The organism is Bacteroides timonensis (assembly GCF_000513195.1).
Taxonomy (GTDB): domain Bacteria; phylum Bacteroidota; class Bacteroidia; order Bacteroidales; family Bacteroidaceae; genus Bacteroides; species Bacteroides timonensis.
The window spans coordinates 14687-33282 of sequence record NZ_CBVI010000033.1; the positions used below are offsets into that span (position 1 = coordinate 14687).

The following is an 18596-nucleotide window of genomic DNA, read 5'->3' on the forward strand; positions in this document are numbered from 1 at the left end:
TGAAGTGGTATAAATGAGGCTTTATTTTTTCCCAATAGGAGAATTATTTTTTCCCAACTGGAAAAAAATAACTTAGTAATAGGCTAATAACAAATTGGGAAATAAATTCTCATTTTATGTGCCAAGTTGTTTTCTAAGTGTTGTATAAAAATGCGGAACTATGGGTTGTTTTATGAACTTTTTGTGGCTGATATTCGGAGGTATCTTCACGGCCTTTGAATATCTTATTGCCAGTTTGCTGATGATGATTACCATCATCGGTATTCCGTTCGGTATGCAAACGTTGAAACTTGCCGCGCTTGCGCTGTGGCCTTTCGGTAAAACGGTGCGGAGTGGCGAACGTTCGGGTGGTTGCCTGTATATACTGATGAACGTGTTGTGGATACTTCTGGGCGGTATCTGGATTTGCCTTTCTCATCTGGCATTCGGTGTGGTGCTGTGCATCACCATTATTGGTATCCCCTTCGGACTACAGCATTTCAAACTGGCAGGATTGGCTTTGACGCCTTTTGGAAAAGACATTGTAAGCGACTGATAAAAGAAAAGGGCGAAAAACCTTTCGGTTTTCCGCCCTCATTCATTTTATTTAAAGGTGTTATTTACATGGTAGCCTGCTTTGCGAGCAGTTTTTGAAGTTTGCCATTCAAAGCCTGGCACATAGTTCCGTTTCTCATTGCCTGATAGCGTTTGATACGGTACTGTAACATAAAAATTTCATTTGCATTCTTTTTCATAATTGTCATCTTTTTGTGCTTTCCGCGTTTCAGAAAGCGGGTTTTACATCTTTTCTTTTATCTTATTAACGCTGCAAAGATACGAATTGTTTATGATAAGTATGTTTTAAAACATAAAATAATGCACTTTTTCCTCGTTTTTCTTTATAAATCCCCAATTTTGCTATATGCATATTACAAAAACAGGACTAAAAATGGAATAAATGGCCTTTGTACGATCTATTAATAATTTGTATACCTTTGTAGCATCTTACACATAATCAACCCTTACAAACAGGAAGTCATAATGATAAATAAACTGTTGGCACTTTTGCGAAGCCCTTATCCATCATTGGTGAAGAGATGGAAAAGCGTGATAATACCTTCACTTATAGTGTTTCTGATCCTTTTTGTGTTGCAGCCTTTTGGCATTTCTATGATGGGAGGCTATAAATTCTGGGTAGTGTTAGGTTATGGAGTGGTTTCTTCATTGGCACTGAGTATCTCCACGTACTTGTTTCCTGCTTTGTTTCCCCGTTATCATAGTGAGAAGAACTGGACATTAGGCCGCGAATTGTTAGGGACCTTGGGAGCTTGTTTGCTGATTGCGATAGGTAACTGTTTCTATACGGCTTGGGTATTTGGCTCATTCATGCTGAGCTGGAAAGGATTTCTGATAAGTTTGGCTTGGGTGGCGGTTCTTGCTCCTTTCCCTATTGTCTTCTTTTTGATGTGGAATCGTAATTTGCAGCTGGTACGTAATCTGAAGGAGGCAACGGAGATCAACTACGCTCTTGCGAAAAGAGAGAATACTCAGAAGGAGAAGATTCGGACAAGGAATGAGGAACAGATAGGAGAGGGTAGGGCAGCAGAAGAAATAGCAGCAGAAGAAACTCCTATGCAGTTGGTTTTCTCCGGCGGAACGAAAGAAATGCTGGAAGTGGATGCCTATACCTTATTATATATAGAGGCAGAAGGAAATTATATAAAGATAGCTTACAGTAGTGCGGATAAGATGCAGCAAAAGTTGGTGCGGGCTACTATGAAGCAGGCAGAAGAAGCGGTTGCTGCCTGTTCGTTCATTGTCCGTTGTCATCGGGCCTTTCTGGTGAACATACACACTGTGGTAAAAGTAGATGGAAACTCACAGGGATATCGCTTGCGACTGGAAGGATGTACAGAAGAAGTTCCGGTTTCCAGAGGCTATGCAAAAGAGATAAAAACGCTGATAGAAAGGGATACGGAAGGGTAGTCATTCGTCACAGAATAAAGAAAAACACGGCCATTCGTCACAGGCGGAATGCTGTTTGTCACATATCCGGGCAGTCTGTCCCGGATATTTTTTTGCTTGAAATTCTTAGTCTATGTTTGCTGACGGAAATCGTAAAGAACATAGATAAAGTGAAAAGATTGATTCTACTTTTTAGTGTAAGTGTATTGCTGATAGTGCAGCACTTGGAGGCGCAGACAGCTGTGACGGATACCGTTTTCTTGCAACTATACAATGATAGTGTAGATTTGAAGGAAGTGGTAGTGAAAGGTAAAAGAACGCCTGTTGCCAACAGTCGTTGGAGTGATATGAGTCCGGTGGAACTGGTGACCGTGGGAGGTGCAAACGGTGATTTGTATCAGGCATTGCAAACACTGCCGGGCACGCAGGTACAAGGAGAAAGTGGCCGGCTGCTGGTGCGAGGCGGAAGTAGTGATGAAACACAGACATACATTGACGGAATGCACGTCTTGAATCCTTATACGGCTACAGGTATAAACTCACCGGCACGCGGGCGTTATTCTACTTTTATGTTCAGTGGTGTTAATTTGGAATCGGGTGGGGCTCCGTTGGAATACGGGGATGCGCTCTCGGCTGTGTTACCATTGGAGACAAAGGATAAGAGCCCTATCAATAAGTTAGGCATCAATGCCTCTACGGTAGGCTTCGGTGGAGGAGGTACACGGGCTTTCGATAAAGGTTCGCTTTCGGTGAACCTGGATTATCAGGACTTATGTGTCTATGATCATATTTATTCAGGCCGTACGGATTTCGAAGATCCCTACCGGATGATGACCGGATCGGCACAATTCCGCTATCATCCCGATGATGCTACGCTTTTCAAGATCTATGGCGGCTATGATCATACTGACTTTTCCAATTATGAAGGCGCTGAACGTAGACTGTTCGATCTGAATGAGAATAATTTCTATCTTAATACAACTTTCCGTAAGCGTACTTCCGGTGGATGGAACTGGTTTGCAGGTGCAGCATTTTCTTTCTTTGAACAGAAGATAGGTAATGTATCACTATCGGCAGATCATTGGATGGAACAACAACAGGAACTTCATGCAAAGGCAAAAGTGTTCAAGCGTATTTCTCCGGCTTTCCGTCTGGATATGGGAGTGGAGAGTTTTATCCGCCGGTATGAGAATCGTTATCAATATCAGATGAAAGAGGCGGAGGGAATAGATAGCCATCATGAAATCAATCCGATGATCAGTGCAGGCTTTCTTTCGGCGACTTACTATCCGGTGGAGCAATTGAAGGCGGAACTTTCTGTCCGCACAGAATATACTTCATTGAATGAAAAGGTGAATTTCTCACCCCGTCTGGCTGTTAATTACTATTTGGGAGATGTAGTGCTCTCGGCTACGGCGGGACGATATACACAGTTGCCGGTTAGCGGATTGCTGGCTCAGGAAAACAAGTTGAAATCGGAATCATGCATTCAGTATAATGTGGGTGTACAGTATGAGGGTGATGGACGTTTCTACAAAGCTGAACTTTATTATAAGAAATATGACTGTCTGGCATTGGTGGAAAAGGGAACGATAGATGCAGCGGAAGTACTGACTTCCGGTGGTTATGGCTACAGTAAAGGTTTCGACTTATTCTTTAATGACCGTGTCCTGCTGAAGAATCTGGAATACCAACTTTCCTATACATATAATATTGCCAAGCGGAAGTTTCAGGAATATACGGAACTGACTACTCCGCAATATGCCACTCGGCACAATGCATCCGTAGTGCTGAAGTATTCCATTCCGCGAATCGGCACGATAGTCGGTTTGACGAACCGTTTCAGCAGTGGGCGTCCTTATCATAATCCGGATTTGCCGGGTTTGATGAATGATCATGTAAAGCCTTATAACAGTCTTGATCTCGGACTGACATTCCTGCCCAGTAAGAAGGTGATTATTCATGCCTCTGCTACCAATATCCTTTGTCGGAAAAATGAGTTTGGGCGAGTGAACAATAAAGCTATTCTGGCTTCAAACGATCATTTCTTCTATATCGGAGTGTTTATCACACTTGGGAAGAAGGCGGCTTATGATGTTTCTAATTTCTAATTTAATTAAAAAGAAAGGTCCGCGTTCGTCCGCCTAATCCGTGTTGTCAGCGTATCTATTTATAAACTCTTTAAAAACAATTCAAATGAAAGCAATGATTATTAGTTTCGTATGTGTTTTGACCTTTGCAATTCAAAGTCTGTCTGCACAAAATCTTACTCTGGAAGTACGTGGTATTGAAAATGTGACTGGTAAACTCTATGTCGCCATCTACAACTCTCAAGAGACATTCATGAAGAAGCCGCTTGCCGGTTTTGCAGTAGATGTGAAGGATAAAGTTGTGTCTATCCCCTGTAAAGGACTCCCGGCAGGAACTTATGCCTTCTCCATGTATCAGGATGAGAATGGAAATGGTAAATTGGATACCGGTGCTTTCGGTATTCCTGTGGAGAAGTTTGGTTTTAGCAATGATGCCGAAGGCGTTATGGCTCCCCCTTCCTACGAAAAATGCAGTATTACCTTCTCTGAGGATACAACTTTAGTGGTACATCTGAAATAAACTTCAGATAATTCTTTAACTTTGTAGCTCACACCTTAATTAATGTAAGTATTATGAGACGAGCTACACAACTTTTCGGAATATGCTGGCTACTTTGTCTGCTTGCTGCCTGTGGAGAATCCCATTTCATGACCGATGCCTCGTATCGTTCGCGCGTGGAGCAGGACTTTCAGCAAAAGAAGGCTCTGGTGCCGCAGGGAGAACTATTTACGATACTGGATGATGCTTCGCTGAGCACTTATGAGCAGGAAGCCTTGGAATTCCTTTATGCCTATATGCCACTGGCGGATATTACTGATTATCCTGGTGAATTTCACTTAATGAATATCCGCGCATCCCAGCGTGCCGCAGAGGAAATGCCTTGGGGAAAGACCATTCCCGAAGATTTGTTCCGACACTTTGTACTTCCGGTGCGGGTGAACAACGAACAACTGGATAGTGCGCGGGTAGTGTTCTATAAGGAGTTGAAAGACCGTGTGAAGTCCCTTTCTTTGTACGATGCCATCCTGGAAGTGAACCATTGGTGTCATGAGAAAGCTGTCTATATGCCTTCCGATGCCCGTACCGGTTCACCACTGGCAACAGTGAGTACTGCTTACGGGCGTTGTGGCGAAGAATCTACCTTGCTGGTGGCGGCACTTCGCTCGGTAGGTATTCCGGCACGGCAGGTTTATACACCACGATGGGCACATACGGACGATAACCATGCGTGGGTGGAAGCCTGGGCAGATGGTAAATGGCATTTCTTGGGTGCCTGCGAACCGGAACCGGTACTGGATCTTGGTTGGTTTAATGCCCCTGCCAGCCGTGGAATGTTGATGCACACAAAGGTTTTCGGACGTTATGAAGGAAAAGAGGAAGTAATGTCCGTTACTCCTACGTATACGGAAATCAATGTAATTGATAATTATGCGCCTACAGCGCAAGCTAAGGTTATGGTGAAAGATGAAGCGGGAAATCCTGTTCCTGACGCCTGCGTGGAGTTCAAACTCTACAATTATGCGGAATTCTATACCGTAGCAATGAAACATACTGACGATAGTGGTCTGTGCGGACTGACTGCAGGAAAAGGGGATATGCTTGTCTGGGCATCCAAAGATGGCCGTTTCGGCTTCTCCAAACTTTCTTTTGGTAAGCAACAGGAATTGACCGTAACCCTTGATAAGGAAGCGGGTGACAGTTTCACAGTAGATATTGACATCGTGCCTCCTACAGAAAGTGCCAACTTGCCCGAAGTGACGCCGGAACAGCGGGCGGAAAATGATCGCAGACTGGCGATAGAAGATTCTATCCGTAATGCCTATGTCGGTAAATTCATTTCGGAAGAGGCGGCACGCAACTTTGCGAGAGATTATAAATTAGACCGGGATGCAGTAGCCAAGATTCTGGTTGCCGCCCGTGGAAATTACAGAGTGATTTATGATTTTATGACTCGTCTGCGTTCTGATAACTCCAGGAAAGGAGGGATAGACCTTTTGCAGCAGATTTCGGCAAAAGACCTTCGTGATGTTCGTCTGGATGTGTTGATAGATCACATGCAGTCTCGTGTGCGCACGTCGAATGCCGGATATTACCGTAAATACGTGAGAAATCCGCGCGTGAGCAATGAAATGTTGACTCCGTATAAGACTTTCTTTGGCAAGGTGATTCCGAAAGAAGATGTTGAGGCTTATGTGGCAGAGCCTATGAAGATGGTTGCATGGGTGGCGAAAAATATTCAGGTGAACAAGAAATGTAATCTGGGGGCACCTCCTGTATCTCCCGAAGGTGTGTGGAAAGCACGTTTGGCCGATCCCCACAGTCGTGATATCTTCTTCGTGTCCATGGCACGCAGCATGGGAGTTCCCGCACGCATTGATGAGGTGACGGGTAAGGTACAGCTGATAACTGACGACGGAGCCATAGATGTGAACTTCGAAGCAGCCGGACAGACACCTGCGCAGAGGGGTAGGCTTGTAGCTAAATATACACCGATTCAGTCACTGGATGATCCGAAATATTATTCTCATTTTACCATTTCCAAAGTAACTCCGCAAGGTAATTTGCAGTTGTTGTCTTACGATGAGGGCGACACAGACATGGGTGGCGGCGTTACATGGAGTAGTTTGCTGAAGCAGGGAACACCTCTGGATGCCGGAGATTATATTCTGGTAACCGGTACTCGCTTGGCAAGTGGTGGTGTATTGGCGCAAATGACATTATTGAATGTGAAAGCAGGTGGACGTACAGAAACGAAACTTGTGATGCGTGAAAATAAAGATGAGGTACAGGTTATCGGAAACTTCGATTCGGAGAGCTTGTTCACAACATTGGAAGGCGGCAATAAGCAAAGTCTGCTTCAAGCCTGTGGCCGTGGATACTTCGTTGTCGGTATTCTTGGAGTGAATCAGGAACCTACAAACCATGCCTTACGGGATATCTCTGCTTTGAAAGCCGATCTGGAGAAATGGGGTAGAAAACTTGTATTACTCTTCCCGAATCAGGAACAGGCCGGCAAATATCGTGCTGCTGACTTCCCCGGTTTACCCAATACTGTGATTTATGGAATCGACACAGAAGACATAGCTCAGCAGATTGTGAAGAATATGAAGCTGAAACGCAAAGATACATTGCCCATATTTATCATTGCCGATACTTTCAATCGCGTGGTATTTGTTTCACAGGGTTATACCATCGGCTTGGGTGAGCAGTTGGTGAAAACGGTGAAAGGACTATAAGAAAAGCGACAGTAGAGTGGGAGAGGCTTATTTGCAAGCCTCTTCCTGTTTCAGATCGGTCAACGCCTTTATCGTTTCTTTTACACGTTCTGCGGTAGTGATGGGGCGACGATACTCTTCTATGTTCACAGTACCACCCATCGAAACTGTTCCGTTTCGGTGCAGCATCTTGCTTTCGATAGTCTCTCTTGCTGAGAAGTGGAACTCCCGGATATCGGTTTCCGTGGCGATGTGAGCGATATTATTTTCATTTACTCCGCAGCCTGCCAACAGGATAATGCGTCCGTCTGCCTGCCGTTGCAGTTTTTTTAGTAAAGGGATGCCCTGTTCAGCCGTGGCTTGTGCGCCGGAAGTAAGAATACGGTTACAACCTAACTCTATGATTTGCTCCAGTGCTTCCTGCGGATTGCGGCATACGTCGAAAGCACGATGGAATGTGACAGACATGCCTTGTGATACTTCGATCAGCTGCCTCATTAAGGATAGGTCTATATCTCCTTTAGCGGTAAGGCAACCGAATACAACCCCGTCTGCTCCCAATCGACGGGCGTTGTCGATATCCTTCAGCATAATGCGTTGCTCGATGGGGGAATACAGAAAATCTCCTCCACGGGGACGGATGATGACGTGCAAAAGAGTCTTTGTTAAGGCTTCCCGGGCAATGACGATATCTCCGTAGGATGGGGTAGTACCTCCTTCCGGTATTCCGGCACATAGTTCCACCCGATTTGCTCCTCCTGCCTGTGCGGCAAGGCAACTCTCCACGGAGTTGGCACAAACTTCAAATTGATATTGTTCCATAATTGATTATCAGGATTACTTGGTTTGTGGATGCAAAAATAAGAAACAGTTTCGTGAATGGCAAAGAAAATAAAAAGAGGCAGGAATTTTTTGTTTCCCCACCTCTTTATCACTAATTTCAATCTTTACAATTTATTTCGCATAGCTTACTGCACGTGTCTCACGGATTACCGTGATCTTCACCTGTCCCGGATAAGTCATCTCATCCTGTATCTTCTTCGCAATTTCACCGGAAAGGTTTTCAGTCTGCTTATCGTCAATCTTATCAGCACCAACGATTACACGCAACTCGCGACCTGCCTGGATAGCATACGTCTTCGTCACACCCGGATAGGCCATTGCCAACTGTTCCAGATCGTTCAGACGCTTGATGTAAGCCTCGACAATTTCGCGGCGTGCTCCCGGACGTGCACCTGAGATGGCATCACATACCTGTACGATGGGTGCCAGAAGGCTCGTCATTTCCACTTCATCGTGGTGGGCACCGATAGCGTTACAGATATCTGGTTTTTCCTTGAACTTCTCAGCCAGCTTCATACCATAGAGTGCATGCGGCAATTCCGGTTCTTCATCAGGCACTTTGCCGATATCATGCAGCAATCCGGCACGCTTTGCTTTCTTGGGGTTCAGACCCAGTTCCGATGCCATCACAGCACAAAGGTTGGCTGTTTCGCGGGCATGCTGCAACAGGTTCTGACCGTATGAAGAACGATATTTCATCTTACCGATAATACGGATCAGTTCAGGATGCAAACCATGAATACCGAGGTCAATCGTAGTACGTTTACCGGTTTCGATGATCTCTTCTTCCACTTGCTTGCGTACCTTAGATACAACTTCCTCGATACGTGCCGGGTGGATACGTCCGTCAGTTACCAACTGATGCAGTGCCAGGCGGGCAATCTCACGACGTACAGGGTCGAAAGCTGACAATACGATAGCTTCGGGCGTATCATCTACCACAATTTCCACGCCCGTTGCGGCTTCAAGCGCACGGATATTGCGGCCTTCGCGACCGATAATGCGTCCTTTGATTTCGTCCGATTCAATGTGGAATACGGTCACTGAATTTTCGATGGCAGTTTCCGTAGCTACACGCTGTATGGATTGTATAACGATACGTTTTGCTTCTTTGCTTGCCGTCAGCTTGGCATCGTCCATGATGTCATTGATGAAGGACTGTGCCTGCGTCTTGGCCTCTTCTTTCAAAGATTCGATCATACGTTCTTTGGCTTCTTCGGCCGAGAGTCCGGAAATGGTTTCCAGTTTCTCGATTTCCTGCTGTTGCAGTTTATCCAGTTCGTCTTTCTTCTTGTCGATAATAACCAGCTGGGCTTCCAGGTTTTCTTTCACCGCTTCAGCTTCTGATTTCTTACGCTGTATCTCTTCTTGGCGTTGGTTCAGCACCAACTCACGTTGTTTCAACTTGTTCTCCGCTTGTTGAATTTTCTGGTTGCGGATCGCTACTTCTTTCTCCAAGTCTGCTTTTTTGTTCAGGAACTTCTCCTTTACTTCGAGCAACTTATTCTTTTTAATCACTTCCGCTTCAGCCTCGGCTTCTTTCAGAATGTTGTCATATTTGGACTTCAAACCATGCTTGAAGAACATGTAGGACAGAAATCCACCGATAATGAAACAGGCAATGGATACTAGTATTGTTACTGTCATTTCAATTTGTTTTAAGTATATAAATAAAAAACGCACTGCAGGAAAGCCACCCTTGTTTTCAGAAGGGACACTTTCACACAGTGCGTGGATTTTCTAATTCTTTTGCTGGCTTTGGTGTGTTCTTTGGAAAGCTTCCGGACGTTTACAGTCCTTTGAAGTATGTTTCCAGCACCTCTGTCAGTTCTTCTATCTTGTCGGCATACGGACGAGTGTCGTTTCGGTTTTTCATTTTCAGGTTCTCCAAGGCAAATTGATAGGCCACCATGGCTATAATCTTCTCCGGAGTCACATTCTGATAATGTTCTCGATACGCATTGAGCCGTATATCCACCTGTTTGGCGGCTTCTCTCACCATTTCTTCCTCTTCACGCAATATCGTGAGGGGATAGGTGGTGCCTGCCATCTGTAGGTTTATCTTTATCTTATCGTTCATACATCTCGTTATTCATTCAACAAGGCGATGCATTTATCGACTTCACGCACTAATTTGGACAATCGCAGTTTCGTCTCTTTTACGTCGCTGCCGTTAAGGCTGATTGTCATTGCTGTTTTTAGGTTCGTATAGTCGTCTTCCAAAGCTTCATATTCGGCATGTACCTGCTCGCATTCTTCTTGTTTAGTTTTTAGAAGTTGCTTTAATTCAGCATTTTCACGCCTCAATTCATCATGCAAAAAGATCAAATGGCGCAGTCTCGCTTCAAAGGTACTTAATCGCTTCTTTTCTTCGTCAGTCATTACTATACCAAAATTGTACACAAAAATACAATTAACTTGGAGATTACAAAAACTTTTCAGGAAAAATGTTTCCTGAACATCGAAATAATATGAAAACGGCACTTATGCGGACTGAAAAAGGGTTTGTTTGGCGGATGCCTAAAACTATTCCTATTCTTATAAGAAACTAATCCCGGCACTGCGATGAACTAATATTTTTCTTGCATCTTATTATTCTTACCACATCTGTGTTTCTTTCTTACAGTAACTGTTGTAAGAAAGAAAAACAGATGTGGTAAGAAAGTAATATAATTGTTGTATGAATAGTTTTATTAATCTTTATTATTAGTTTGTCGCAGTGGTGCGATTAGTGTTTAGGAAGCGCGGACTTAGTTTCTTGCGGTAGGGGAATGTCATAACTTGGTAATTTAATCCTTTAATCCTTTAAACATCCAATAGGTGTATATTCTTCCATTATGTAATGCTTTGATTTACATAGAAAAAGATAGCTTTTATTTTTTAATTCAGTTGTAATCGGTAATTTTGTCTCGTCAAGTGTGTCACGAGAGAAATGGCCTAAAGAAGTTGGCTTCTTCTGATAGTTATGGCTCGTAACTTTTAGAGAGATGGTAGTAGGTCTACCGCATTCGGCTTGCAGGAGCTGATTGCAAACCACTTTGTGCTGCTTTGAGGGAAACTGAAAAGTGGTGAACGACAATTGAAAGCTTTCCGTAAGGGTGGCAAGGTAAGTGACAAGGAGATGAACGCGGGTGAACCATTCGATGAAGCATCGTTAGCAAAGTTATCAAGTCACATCAAAACCAAGGTCTTTGACGCATCTTGGGATAATGGCTGAGGAAACCTGTTTACTGTCAGCCGGGTGTGCGGTGTATAGATGGCATGACCTTGTCACAGGCTCTTTAAAGGAACGTGAGAAGTATACATGGAATGTTAAGGGAAAATGTTAGAGCGGTGACACGCTAGACAGAAAGTACTGAAGTCCATGTCTGCGGCGGATTGCCTCATAGTAGTGTTGAATGCTCTGTAATGGAGTTGGAGCGAAGGGGGTAACGTGCTTAGCCAAGTTTAATGTCCAACTTGAATAAAGGATGAAGCAATAAATGAGGCTGACCTTTGAATTTTAATGAAACCGCTTTAATGTCATAGCCAAGGCATGGAAGTAGTAAAATGAATGATTAGTAATAATTAAAACAAAGAGTTAAGTGCGAAGAGCCGTGTGATGGGAGACTGTCAGGCACGGTTCCGAGAGAAGGAAGGGTGAAATTCCCTTTCCTTACTCGACAAGAAAAGGCATATATTGCATTATGAATAAAAAACTAATTATCATGTTGTTGGCTATGTTTATGGCCGGAACGACCGATATGTGAAAGGCAAGGACAAACAGCTTTTGTATGAAAGTTATGAAAGAGAAAAATATTATCAAGATAATGCGTTACGAATCGCCGTGCGGTGTGCTACTACTCGGTTCGTTTGATGATAAGCTCTGCCTGTGCGACTGGCAGGTGGAGAAACATCGCGACCATGTAGATCGGCGGTTGAAACGGATATTGCGTGCTGAGTTCGAGGTGGGTACGTCGGAAGTAATAGAGAAAGCAGTGAGGCAACTTGACGAGTTCTTTGCCGGGAAGCGCAGGGAGTTCGATGTGCCGCTGCTGTTCGTGGGCACGGACTTTCAAAAAACGGTGTGGAATGAATTGCTGAAGATACCTTTCGGCAAGACAATTTCCTACGGTGAAATGGCGCAGCGGATCGGTATGCCTAAAGCTGTACGTGCAGTAGCCAATGCCAACGGCGCAAATTCCATGTCGATATTTGCACCCTGTCATCGAATAATCGGCAGCGACCATTCGTTGACAGGTTACGGCGGAGGACTTCCGGCTAAAAAGTTCTTGCTTGAATTGGAATCCCAACCCCGGCTGGCACTATGAACGGACAGGAGACACTCGATTATACACGTATTGCACAGGCAATAGAATATATCCGTGCCAATTTCAAACGGCAACCCGGACTTGATGAAGTGGCAAGTGAAGTGGCATTGAGTGGATCACGTTTTCAGCGGATATTTACCGAATGGGTAGGTGTCAGTCCTAAAAAGTTTCTGCAATGTACCAGTATCGAATGTGTAAAAAATATTGGACGAAATCTATGCCTCGTTGTTTGATGCAGCGATGGAAACAGGCCTTTCGGGGACAGGGCGATTGTACGATCTGTTTGTCAATAAGATAGCCGCCTAAGATATTTTATATCTTCTTTATTTGTTATAAAGGTAGTGATTTAGTGCGGATATACTCAACTTTGGGAAAGACTTTTTTCGGTTAAAAACAACAAAAAACGAATAGCATTAAAATGGCATTTGAACGCTGTTTTAATGCTATTCGTTTTTACTCAAAATTGAACCACTTCGTTTTAAGCCCCCTGAAAAAACCGAACCATTTCGTTTTAAAAATTCGTCCGGGTGGTTTTGCGGATTATACAAGGCTAATCAGCTTTCTCTTACTAATTTCTGGATGGCTAAACAAATGATATGTCTGGAAAACTTATAGAACAGACAGAAATCAGATTGAAGTTTCCCGATACTATTCTCTTTTTCTTGTAACATTCCGGAGTGACCCGTATCTAAAGGAAAAACTTTAGAATATATGGCGATGAAAAGATTACTTTTGACTCTGATGTTATTGGGAATTTCTCTTTTGATTTTAGCACGAGATTATCCCTTTTCGGTAGTAAAGTCGGGAACAGGAAAACAAACGGTTGTATTTATACCCGGTTTTGCATGCTCGGGCGATGTCTGGGCGGAAACAGTCAGCGTACTGAAAGACAGCTATACCTGCTATGTGCTGACGATGGCGGGCTTTTCGGGGATTGCGCCCGAAGAGCGCCCATCATTCGAAAGATGGAAAATGCAGATTGCAGAGTTTATCAAAGAGGAGCGGATAGAGAAACCTATTCTAGTGGGGCATAGTATGGGAGGTGGTTTGGCGCTTGCAATTGCGGCTGAATTTCCGGAGCTTACAGGAAAGATTGTGATTGTAGATGCCTTGCCTTGTCTGATGGCTTTGACAGTTCCTGATTTTAAATCTGCTCCTGATAATGACTGCACAGATCTAATTGACAGGATTACAGCTATGGATGAGGAGCAATTTGCACAGATGCAAAGAATGAGTGCGGCAACGCTTACCACTGATTCATTGAGATTTGCCGAAATAGTAAACTGGGGATTGGCATCTGACAGAAAGACGTATGCTAAACTATTCTGTGATTTCTCGAATACAGATTTAAGGGAATGTATAAAGAATATAGTTGTCCCTTCCCTCATACTTTTGGAATCTTATTTCAAACATATAGATACGGTCATTAAGAATCAATATAAGAATTTGTCAGTAGCACAAATCAGATATCTGTTTTATTTTTATGGATTGCCTTTAACTGGTTTGTTCTACGTCCTGTAATGATTAGAAAGAATAGGCGGAAGATGGATGGCTTGATCAGACAGCTCGAAAAGATAAAGTCGCAAGTGGATGAATTTTAGTTTCTAAAAAAAAGTTGTACATTTACTCGCTCAAAATAAAAAGATGCAGTATGAAAATTTTAGTTACTTACGCCGTGCAGGGCGAGTTTACGGAGTTAAAGTTTCCCGGATTGATAGGAGAGGAAGAAGTTCACATCGGCTATATTCGTACGGAAGTAGGCAAAGTGAAGTCAGCTTATTATGTTTCTGAAGTGCTCAATCAGGCAAAGCCGGACTTGGTGATTAACGTAGGTACAGCGGGAAGCATTGATTGCCAGGTAGGAGATATTCTGGTGTGCCGTCATTTTATAGACCGTGATATGCAGAAGTTAGCCGATATGGGTTTGGAATATGAGATTGATTCTTCTGCCTTGCTGGCAGAGAAGGGATACTGTATGCATTGGGCAGGAGAAGGTATTTGTAATACAGGTGATACTTTTCTGGCGGAACTTTCGGATGTGAAAGGCGATGTGGTCGATATGGAAGCTTTTGCGCAAGCCTTCGTTTGCCGTGCCAAGAACGTGCCTTTTATTGCTGTGAAGTATGTGACGGATATCATAGGACAGAACTCCGTGAAGCATTGGGAGGATAAACTGGCTGATGCACGTAAGGGGCTGGGAGAATTCTTTGAACAGATAGGTGGAGCGGTTAAATAAGCATCTACTTCAGCGTCTTAAATGAAAGGATATGATAGGTTACTCCTGCTGCAATAATCAGGAGTACTACTTTTACCCATATATATGGAACGATAAAAAATACGCAGTAGAGCATGGTGATCCACATCAGCGAGATGGAAATTATTTTTGCGCGTAGAGGGATGGCTTTGTTTTCACGAAAGTTACGGATATAAGGACCGAGGTGCTTATGACTTAATAACCAGCTATATAGGCGAGGCGAACTTTTAAAGTAGAGTGCAGCGGTGAGTAGCAGAAACGGAGTAGTGGGTAGCAACGGCAGAAAAATGCCGAGGATACCAAGTGCCAAAGAGAGTGTACCAAGTGCTATATAAAGGGTTTTCATGCCACAAAAGTACTCTTTTTTTGTTTACGGAGAAAGTTCTGTTTGCTTTGTTATCCGACATTCGCTTTAAATGCTTATGTTTGCGAAGAATTTTCAATAAAATCAAAACATGTATTTGAGAAAGTCCGTCTTCACGCTATTGCTGATACTGTGTAATGTATTTGTTGTGGTGGCACAGACCACTGCAGACTCTTTGGCACTTGTTACTGCTCATTGGAATGTAACTTCTATGGGAAAAGGTGTACTTTGTCGCGAAGCGGAGTTCGTTTCTTTGTATGGTGTTCCGCAGCATGTCGCTATTCTTGAAATCAAACCGGAGCAACATCGGTTTGACATTTTAATTCATTCTCCTAAAGAAGAAACCAGTAATGCTGCCCGTCGTTCCGGTGCAGTGGCGGCTATTAACGGTTCTTATTTCAATATCAAGCAAGGAACTTCTATTTGCTATTTGAGGAAAGACGGGGTGGTGGTAGATACTACTGCGACCGGTGTACTCAGTACTGTATCCAATGGTGCCGTGAAAATAGATAAAGGGAAACTGGACATCATATCCTGGAAGAAACAGTATGAGAAAAACTGCGAACAGAAAGAAGGGAGTATTCTTGTTTCCGGTCCGTTGATGCTGCTGGATGGAAAAGCTTGTGATTTGTCTGCTTGTAACCGGTCATTCGTTCAGACTAAACATCCACGGAGTGCCGTGGCTCTGATGAAGGACGGAACGATATTTCTGATTGCGGTTGCGGGCCGTTTCGAAGGTAAGGCGGAAGGTATCAATATCCCTGAGTTGACACATCTTCTCCGTGTATTGGGTGCAAAAAAAGCTTTGAATCTGGATGGTGGTGGCTCTACTACACTTTGGAGTGCTTCTGCGCCGGATAATGGAATTGTAAACAAGCTTACTGACAATAAACTTTATGATAATAAAGGGGAGCGTAAGGTTGCCAATTCACTTTGTGTTTACGAATAAAAGCGGAAGATTTAAACTGTAATCCTTAGAATTTTTGTACTTTTGTGCCGCGCCGAGGTGACATTAGGTGCGACAACAGACAAAGTATTTTCTTAATTAGCGTATTAACAAGAATATGTATACAGTTATCAAACGCATGGAAATATCAGCTGCTCATAGCCTGAAACTTTCCTATCGCAGCAAATGTGAGGATCTGCATGGTCACAATTGGATTATCACAGTCTACTGCCGTTCCCGGGAACTCAATGCCGATGGAATGGTAGTTGATTTCAGTCACATCAAAGAAACGGTGAAAGGAAAGTTAGATCACCGTAATTTGAATGAAGTTCTTCCATTCAATCCTACCGCAGAGAATATAGCCCGCTGGATATGTGAGCAGATACCTATTTGCTTTAAAGTCGAGGTACAGGAATCTGAATCCAATGTAGCCACTTATGAGAAAGAATAACCCTACTGAAAGCCGGCACGAATATTTTTTATGAGAAAGATTAATGAGATTTTTTATAGTTTGCAAGGTGAAGGCTATCACACCGGCACGCCTGCTGTCTTTATCCGCTTTTCCGGTTGCAACCTGAAATGCTCTTTTTGCGATACACGGCATGAAGAAGGTGTACTGATGTCCGATGATGAAATTATTGCCGAAGTAGGAAAGTATCCGGCTGTTACGGTTATCCTGACGGGTGGAGAACCTTCTCTCTGGATTGATGAGGCTTTTATCGACCGTTTGCACCAGGCGGGAAAGTATGTCTGTATCGAAACGAATGGAACGAACCCATTGCCTCAAAATATTGATTGGGTGACTTGTTCTCCCAAGCAAGGGGTGAAGTTGGGGATTACCCGTATGGATGAGGTGAAGGTAGTTTACGAAGGTCAGGACATTGGAGTCTACGAGTTGCTTCCGGCTGAATATTTCTTTCTGCAACCCTGTTCATGTAGCAATACTGCGGAAACAGTGGCGTGCGTCATGCAACATCCTAAATGGCGGTTAAGTCTGCAAACGCATAAACTGATTGACATTCGTTAATGAGTCGGGGTAGTGTTATAGGAATGTAACGTGAATGACATCTTTCTTTTGCTTTTTAGGGCTTACTTTGCCGTGAAATTAAAATTCTAAAAAGAGAAGAAACATGAAATCAATTCGTTTTTTATCCTTGCTGCTTTTGCTGAATTTATTTGCAGCAGGAGGGTATGCAGCAGACCAACCCGTTAAAAAAGAGATTGTTGTAAGTGGTGTGGTGACAGATACGCAGAAACAACCTGTTACAGGTGTTGTTGTGACAGATGGCGTTAATTTTACGCAGACTGATGATAAAGGGCGTTATCAGTTGGTATCTGATCCCGCACAGTCTAAATTCGTTTATCTTTCTGTTCCGGCGGACTACAAAACTAATGTAGAGAATGCATTACCTGTTGGCTATTATGCCCGGATTGATGCAAAAAAGAAAAAGAATCGTTGTGATTTCAGCTTGGTGAAGAGAGAACAGCCGGTTCAGGATTTTACCTTTATAGCTATCTCTGACCCGCAGGCAAGAAATGAGGAACAGTTGGATCGCTTTGCTTCGGAAACTGTGGTTGATTTGAAGGAAACATTGAAGCAATTGTCTTCGCAGGAAGTTTACGGAATGGTTCTGGGAGATATCGTCTGGGATGTTATGCCTTTGTATGATTCGTATAAGAAGGTTATCTCTGATTTGGAATTAACCATGTATCATGTGATTGGTAATCACGACTTTGATCAGCAATATACGGCACTGAGCCTCGCTACGAATAAGGAAGAATACGGGGAATCGGTATTTGGTGAGCATTTTGGACCGACGGATTATTCTCTTAATGTAGGGAAAGTGCATATTATTTCGATGAAAGATATAGATTATAAAGGTAAGAAGAAATATACGGAGCAGTTTACCCCTGAACAATTGGAATGGTTGAAAAAGGATCTGAGCTATGTGAAGCCGGGTACTACCGTACTGTTGAATCTTCATGCTCCTACGGCTAACAGTACGGGTAGAGGAGGAGCCAATGCCCGTAATGCCGAACAACTTTTTGAGATACTAAAAGATTATAAGACGCATATCTTTGTCGGTCATACTCATTTTTATGAAAACCGCATTGTGACTCCTGTTATCTATGAACATAATATTGGTGCCGCTTGTGGTGCCTGGTGGGCAGGACATGTAAATCGTTGCGGTGCTCCCAATGGTTATCTGGTGGTAAATGTGATCGGTGATGACATCTCCTGGCAGTATAAGGCTACCGGTCGTCCATTCGATTATCAGTTTCGTGTGTATAAGCCGGGGGAGTTTCAGAGCCAACCTAAATATCTGGTGGTTAATGTCTGGGATTATGATCCGGCATGGAAGTTATCCTACTATGAAGACGGTGTTGAGAAACCGGGTGTAATGGAGGCTTTTGATGATGAGGATCAGGATTATATTACAATGAAAGAAGGAAAGGCTACAGGGTATCATACATCGCACTTATTCCGGGTACGTCCTACGGATAAGGCTAAATCAGTGAAGATCGTAGCAACGAATCGTTTCGGTCAGAACTTTACTCAAACTGTAGATTTGAAATGACAGGCTTTGACTACTTGTTTATGACGGGTTTATAAACAAAAATAGCTGCA

The 18596-nt window shown here is 43.4% G+C and carries 18 protein-coding genes and 1 pseudogene; 13 read left to right on the forward strand and 6 right to left on the reverse strand.

Translation table 11 applies throughout. From position 1 onward, the window contains the following. The first annotated feature begins 160 nt into the window (after window positions 1–160). Window positions 161–535: a YccF domain-containing protein gene (locus BN161_RS08185; protein ID WP_044264817.1), complete on the forward strand. Its 375-nt coding sequence runs from the start codon at window positions 161–163 to the stop codon at window positions 533–535. A gap of 64 nt (window positions 536–599) precedes the next feature. Here BN161_RS08185 and BN161_RS30790 read toward each other — a convergent pair whose 3' ends face one another. Next, a complete protein-coding gene (locus BN161_RS30790; protein WP_262483901.1) occupies window positions 600–734 on the reverse strand; it encodes a hypothetical protein in 135 nt (44 codons plus the stop codon). A gap of 286 nt (window positions 735–1020) precedes the next feature. Between BN161_RS30790 and BN161_RS08190 the strand changes: the two genes are divergently transcribed. The 4 genes from BN161_RS08190 (at window position 1021) to BN161_RS08205 (ending at window position 7271) form a co-directional block, all read left to right on the forward strand. Beyond that, complete coding sequence (locus tag BN161_RS08190) at window positions 1021–1965, forward strand: LytTR family DNA-binding domain-containing protein (protein ID WP_044264818.1); 945 nt, start codon at window positions 1021–1023, stop codon at window positions 1963–1965. A gap of 149 nt (window positions 1966–2114) precedes the next feature. Then, a complete protein-coding gene (locus BN161_RS08195; RefSeq protein WP_044264931.1) occupies window positions 2115–4055 on the forward strand; it encodes a TonB-dependent receptor plug domain-containing protein in 1941 nt (646 codons plus the stop codon). An 85-nt stretch (window positions 4056–4140) separates the two neighbouring features. Further along, on the forward strand, window positions 4141–4554 hold the full coding sequence (locus BN161_RS08200; protein ID WP_044264819.1) for a DUF2141 domain-containing protein: 414 nt from the start codon (window positions 4141–4143) through the stop codon (window positions 4552–4554). 53 nt (window positions 4555–4607) lie between these two features. Then, window positions 4608–7271, forward strand: coding sequence for a transglutaminase-like domain-containing protein (locus BN161_RS08205; protein WP_044264820.1), 2664 nt, complete (start codon window positions 4608–4610; stop codon window positions 7269–7271). A 27-nt stretch (window positions 7272–7298) separates the two neighbouring features. On the opposite strand, the gene BN161_RS08210 is transcribed toward BN161_RS08205, so the two are convergent. The 4 genes from BN161_RS08210 to BN161_RS08225 form a co-directional block, all read right to left on the reverse strand. Then, window positions 7299–8072, reverse strand: a complete 774-nt coding sequence (locus BN161_RS08210) for a copper homeostasis protein CutC (RefSeq protein ID WP_044264822.1) — start codon at window positions 8070–8072, stop codon at window positions 7299–7301. A 132-nt stretch (window positions 8073–8204) separates the two neighbouring features. Further along, window positions 8205–9740, reverse strand: a complete 1536-nt coding sequence (gene rny / locus BN161_RS08215) for a ribonuclease Y (RefSeq protein ID WP_021967590.1) — start codon at window positions 9738–9740, stop codon at window positions 8205–8207. Between the two features lie 142 nt (window positions 9741–9882). After that, window positions 9883–10173: a cell division protein ZapA gene (locus BN161_RS08220; protein WP_044264827.1), complete on the reverse strand. Its 291-nt coding sequence runs from the start codon at window positions 10171–10173 to the stop codon at window positions 9883–9885. Between the two features lie 8 nt (window positions 10174–10181). Further along, window positions 10182–10475 (reverse strand): hypothetical protein, encoded by a 294-nt coding sequence (locus BN161_RS08225; RefSeq protein WP_007213044.1) that lies wholly within the window; start codon window positions 10473–10475, stop codon window positions 10182–10184. 1400 nt (window positions 10476–11875) lie between these two features. Here BN161_RS08225 and BN161_RS08230 point away from each other — a divergent pair. From BN161_RS08230 to BN161_RS08245, 4 genes and pseudogenes are all read left to right on the forward strand, one after another. Next, a complete protein-coding gene (locus BN161_RS08230; RefSeq protein ID WP_044264933.1) occupies window positions 11876–12403 on the forward strand; it encodes a methylated-DNA--[protein]-cysteine S-methyltransferase in 528 nt (175 codons plus the stop codon). Next, window positions 12400–12694: pseudogene (locus BN161_RS08235) on the forward strand (cysteine methyltransferase); the annotation flags it as partial. The gene BN161_RS08230 and the pseudogene BN161_RS08235, both read left to right, overlap by 4 nt. Window positions 12695–13114: 420 nt before the next feature. Then, on the forward strand, window positions 13115–13924 hold the full coding sequence (locus tag BN161_RS08240; RefSeq protein WP_044264831.1) for an alpha/beta fold hydrolase: 810 nt from the start codon (window positions 13115–13117) through the stop codon (window positions 13922–13924). A gap of 130 nt (window positions 13925–14054) precedes the next feature. After that, complete coding sequence (locus tag BN161_RS08245; protein ID WP_044264834.1) at window positions 14055–14639, forward strand: 5'-methylthioadenosine/S-adenosylhomocysteine nucleosidase family protein; 585 nt, start codon at window positions 14055–14057, stop codon at window positions 14637–14639. A 4-nt stretch (window positions 14640–14643) separates the two neighbouring features. Here BN161_RS08245 and BN161_RS08250 read toward each other — a convergent pair whose 3' ends face one another. Continuing rightward, a complete protein-coding gene (locus BN161_RS08250; RefSeq protein ID WP_044264835.1) occupies window positions 14644–15003 on the reverse strand; it encodes a YbaN family protein in 360 nt (119 codons plus the stop codon). Between the two features lie 109 nt (window positions 15004–15112). Here BN161_RS08250 and BN161_RS08255 point away from each other — a divergent pair, with 109 nt between their 5' ends. The 4 genes from BN161_RS08255 (at window position 15113) to BN161_RS08270 (ending at window position 18546) form a co-directional block, all read left to right on the forward strand. Next, a complete protein-coding gene (locus tag BN161_RS08255) occupies window positions 15113–15970 on the forward strand; it encodes a phosphodiester glycosidase family protein (RefSeq protein ID WP_044264837.1) in 858 nt (285 codons plus the stop codon). Between the two features lie 115 nt (window positions 15971–16085). Then, window positions 16086–16418: a 6-carboxytetrahydropterin synthase QueD gene (gene queD, locus BN161_RS08260; RefSeq protein ID WP_044264838.1), complete on the forward strand. Its 333-nt coding sequence runs from the start codon at window positions 16086–16088 to the stop codon at window positions 16416–16418. Window positions 16419–16448: 30 nt separating this feature from the next. After that, a complete protein-coding gene (locus tag BN161_RS08265; protein ID WP_044264840.1) occupies window positions 16449–16994 on the forward strand; it encodes a 7-carboxy-7-deazaguanine synthase QueE in 546 nt (181 codons plus the stop codon). Between the two features lie 103 nt (window positions 16995–17097). Next, window positions 17098–18546 carry a calcineurin-like phosphoesterase C-terminal domain-containing protein gene (locus BN161_RS08270; protein ID WP_044264843.1) on the forward strand — a complete coding sequence of 483 codons (1449 nt, stop codon included), beginning with the start codon at window positions 17098–17100 and terminating at the stop codon, window positions 18544–18546. Window positions 18547–18596 lie beyond the last annotated feature (50 nt).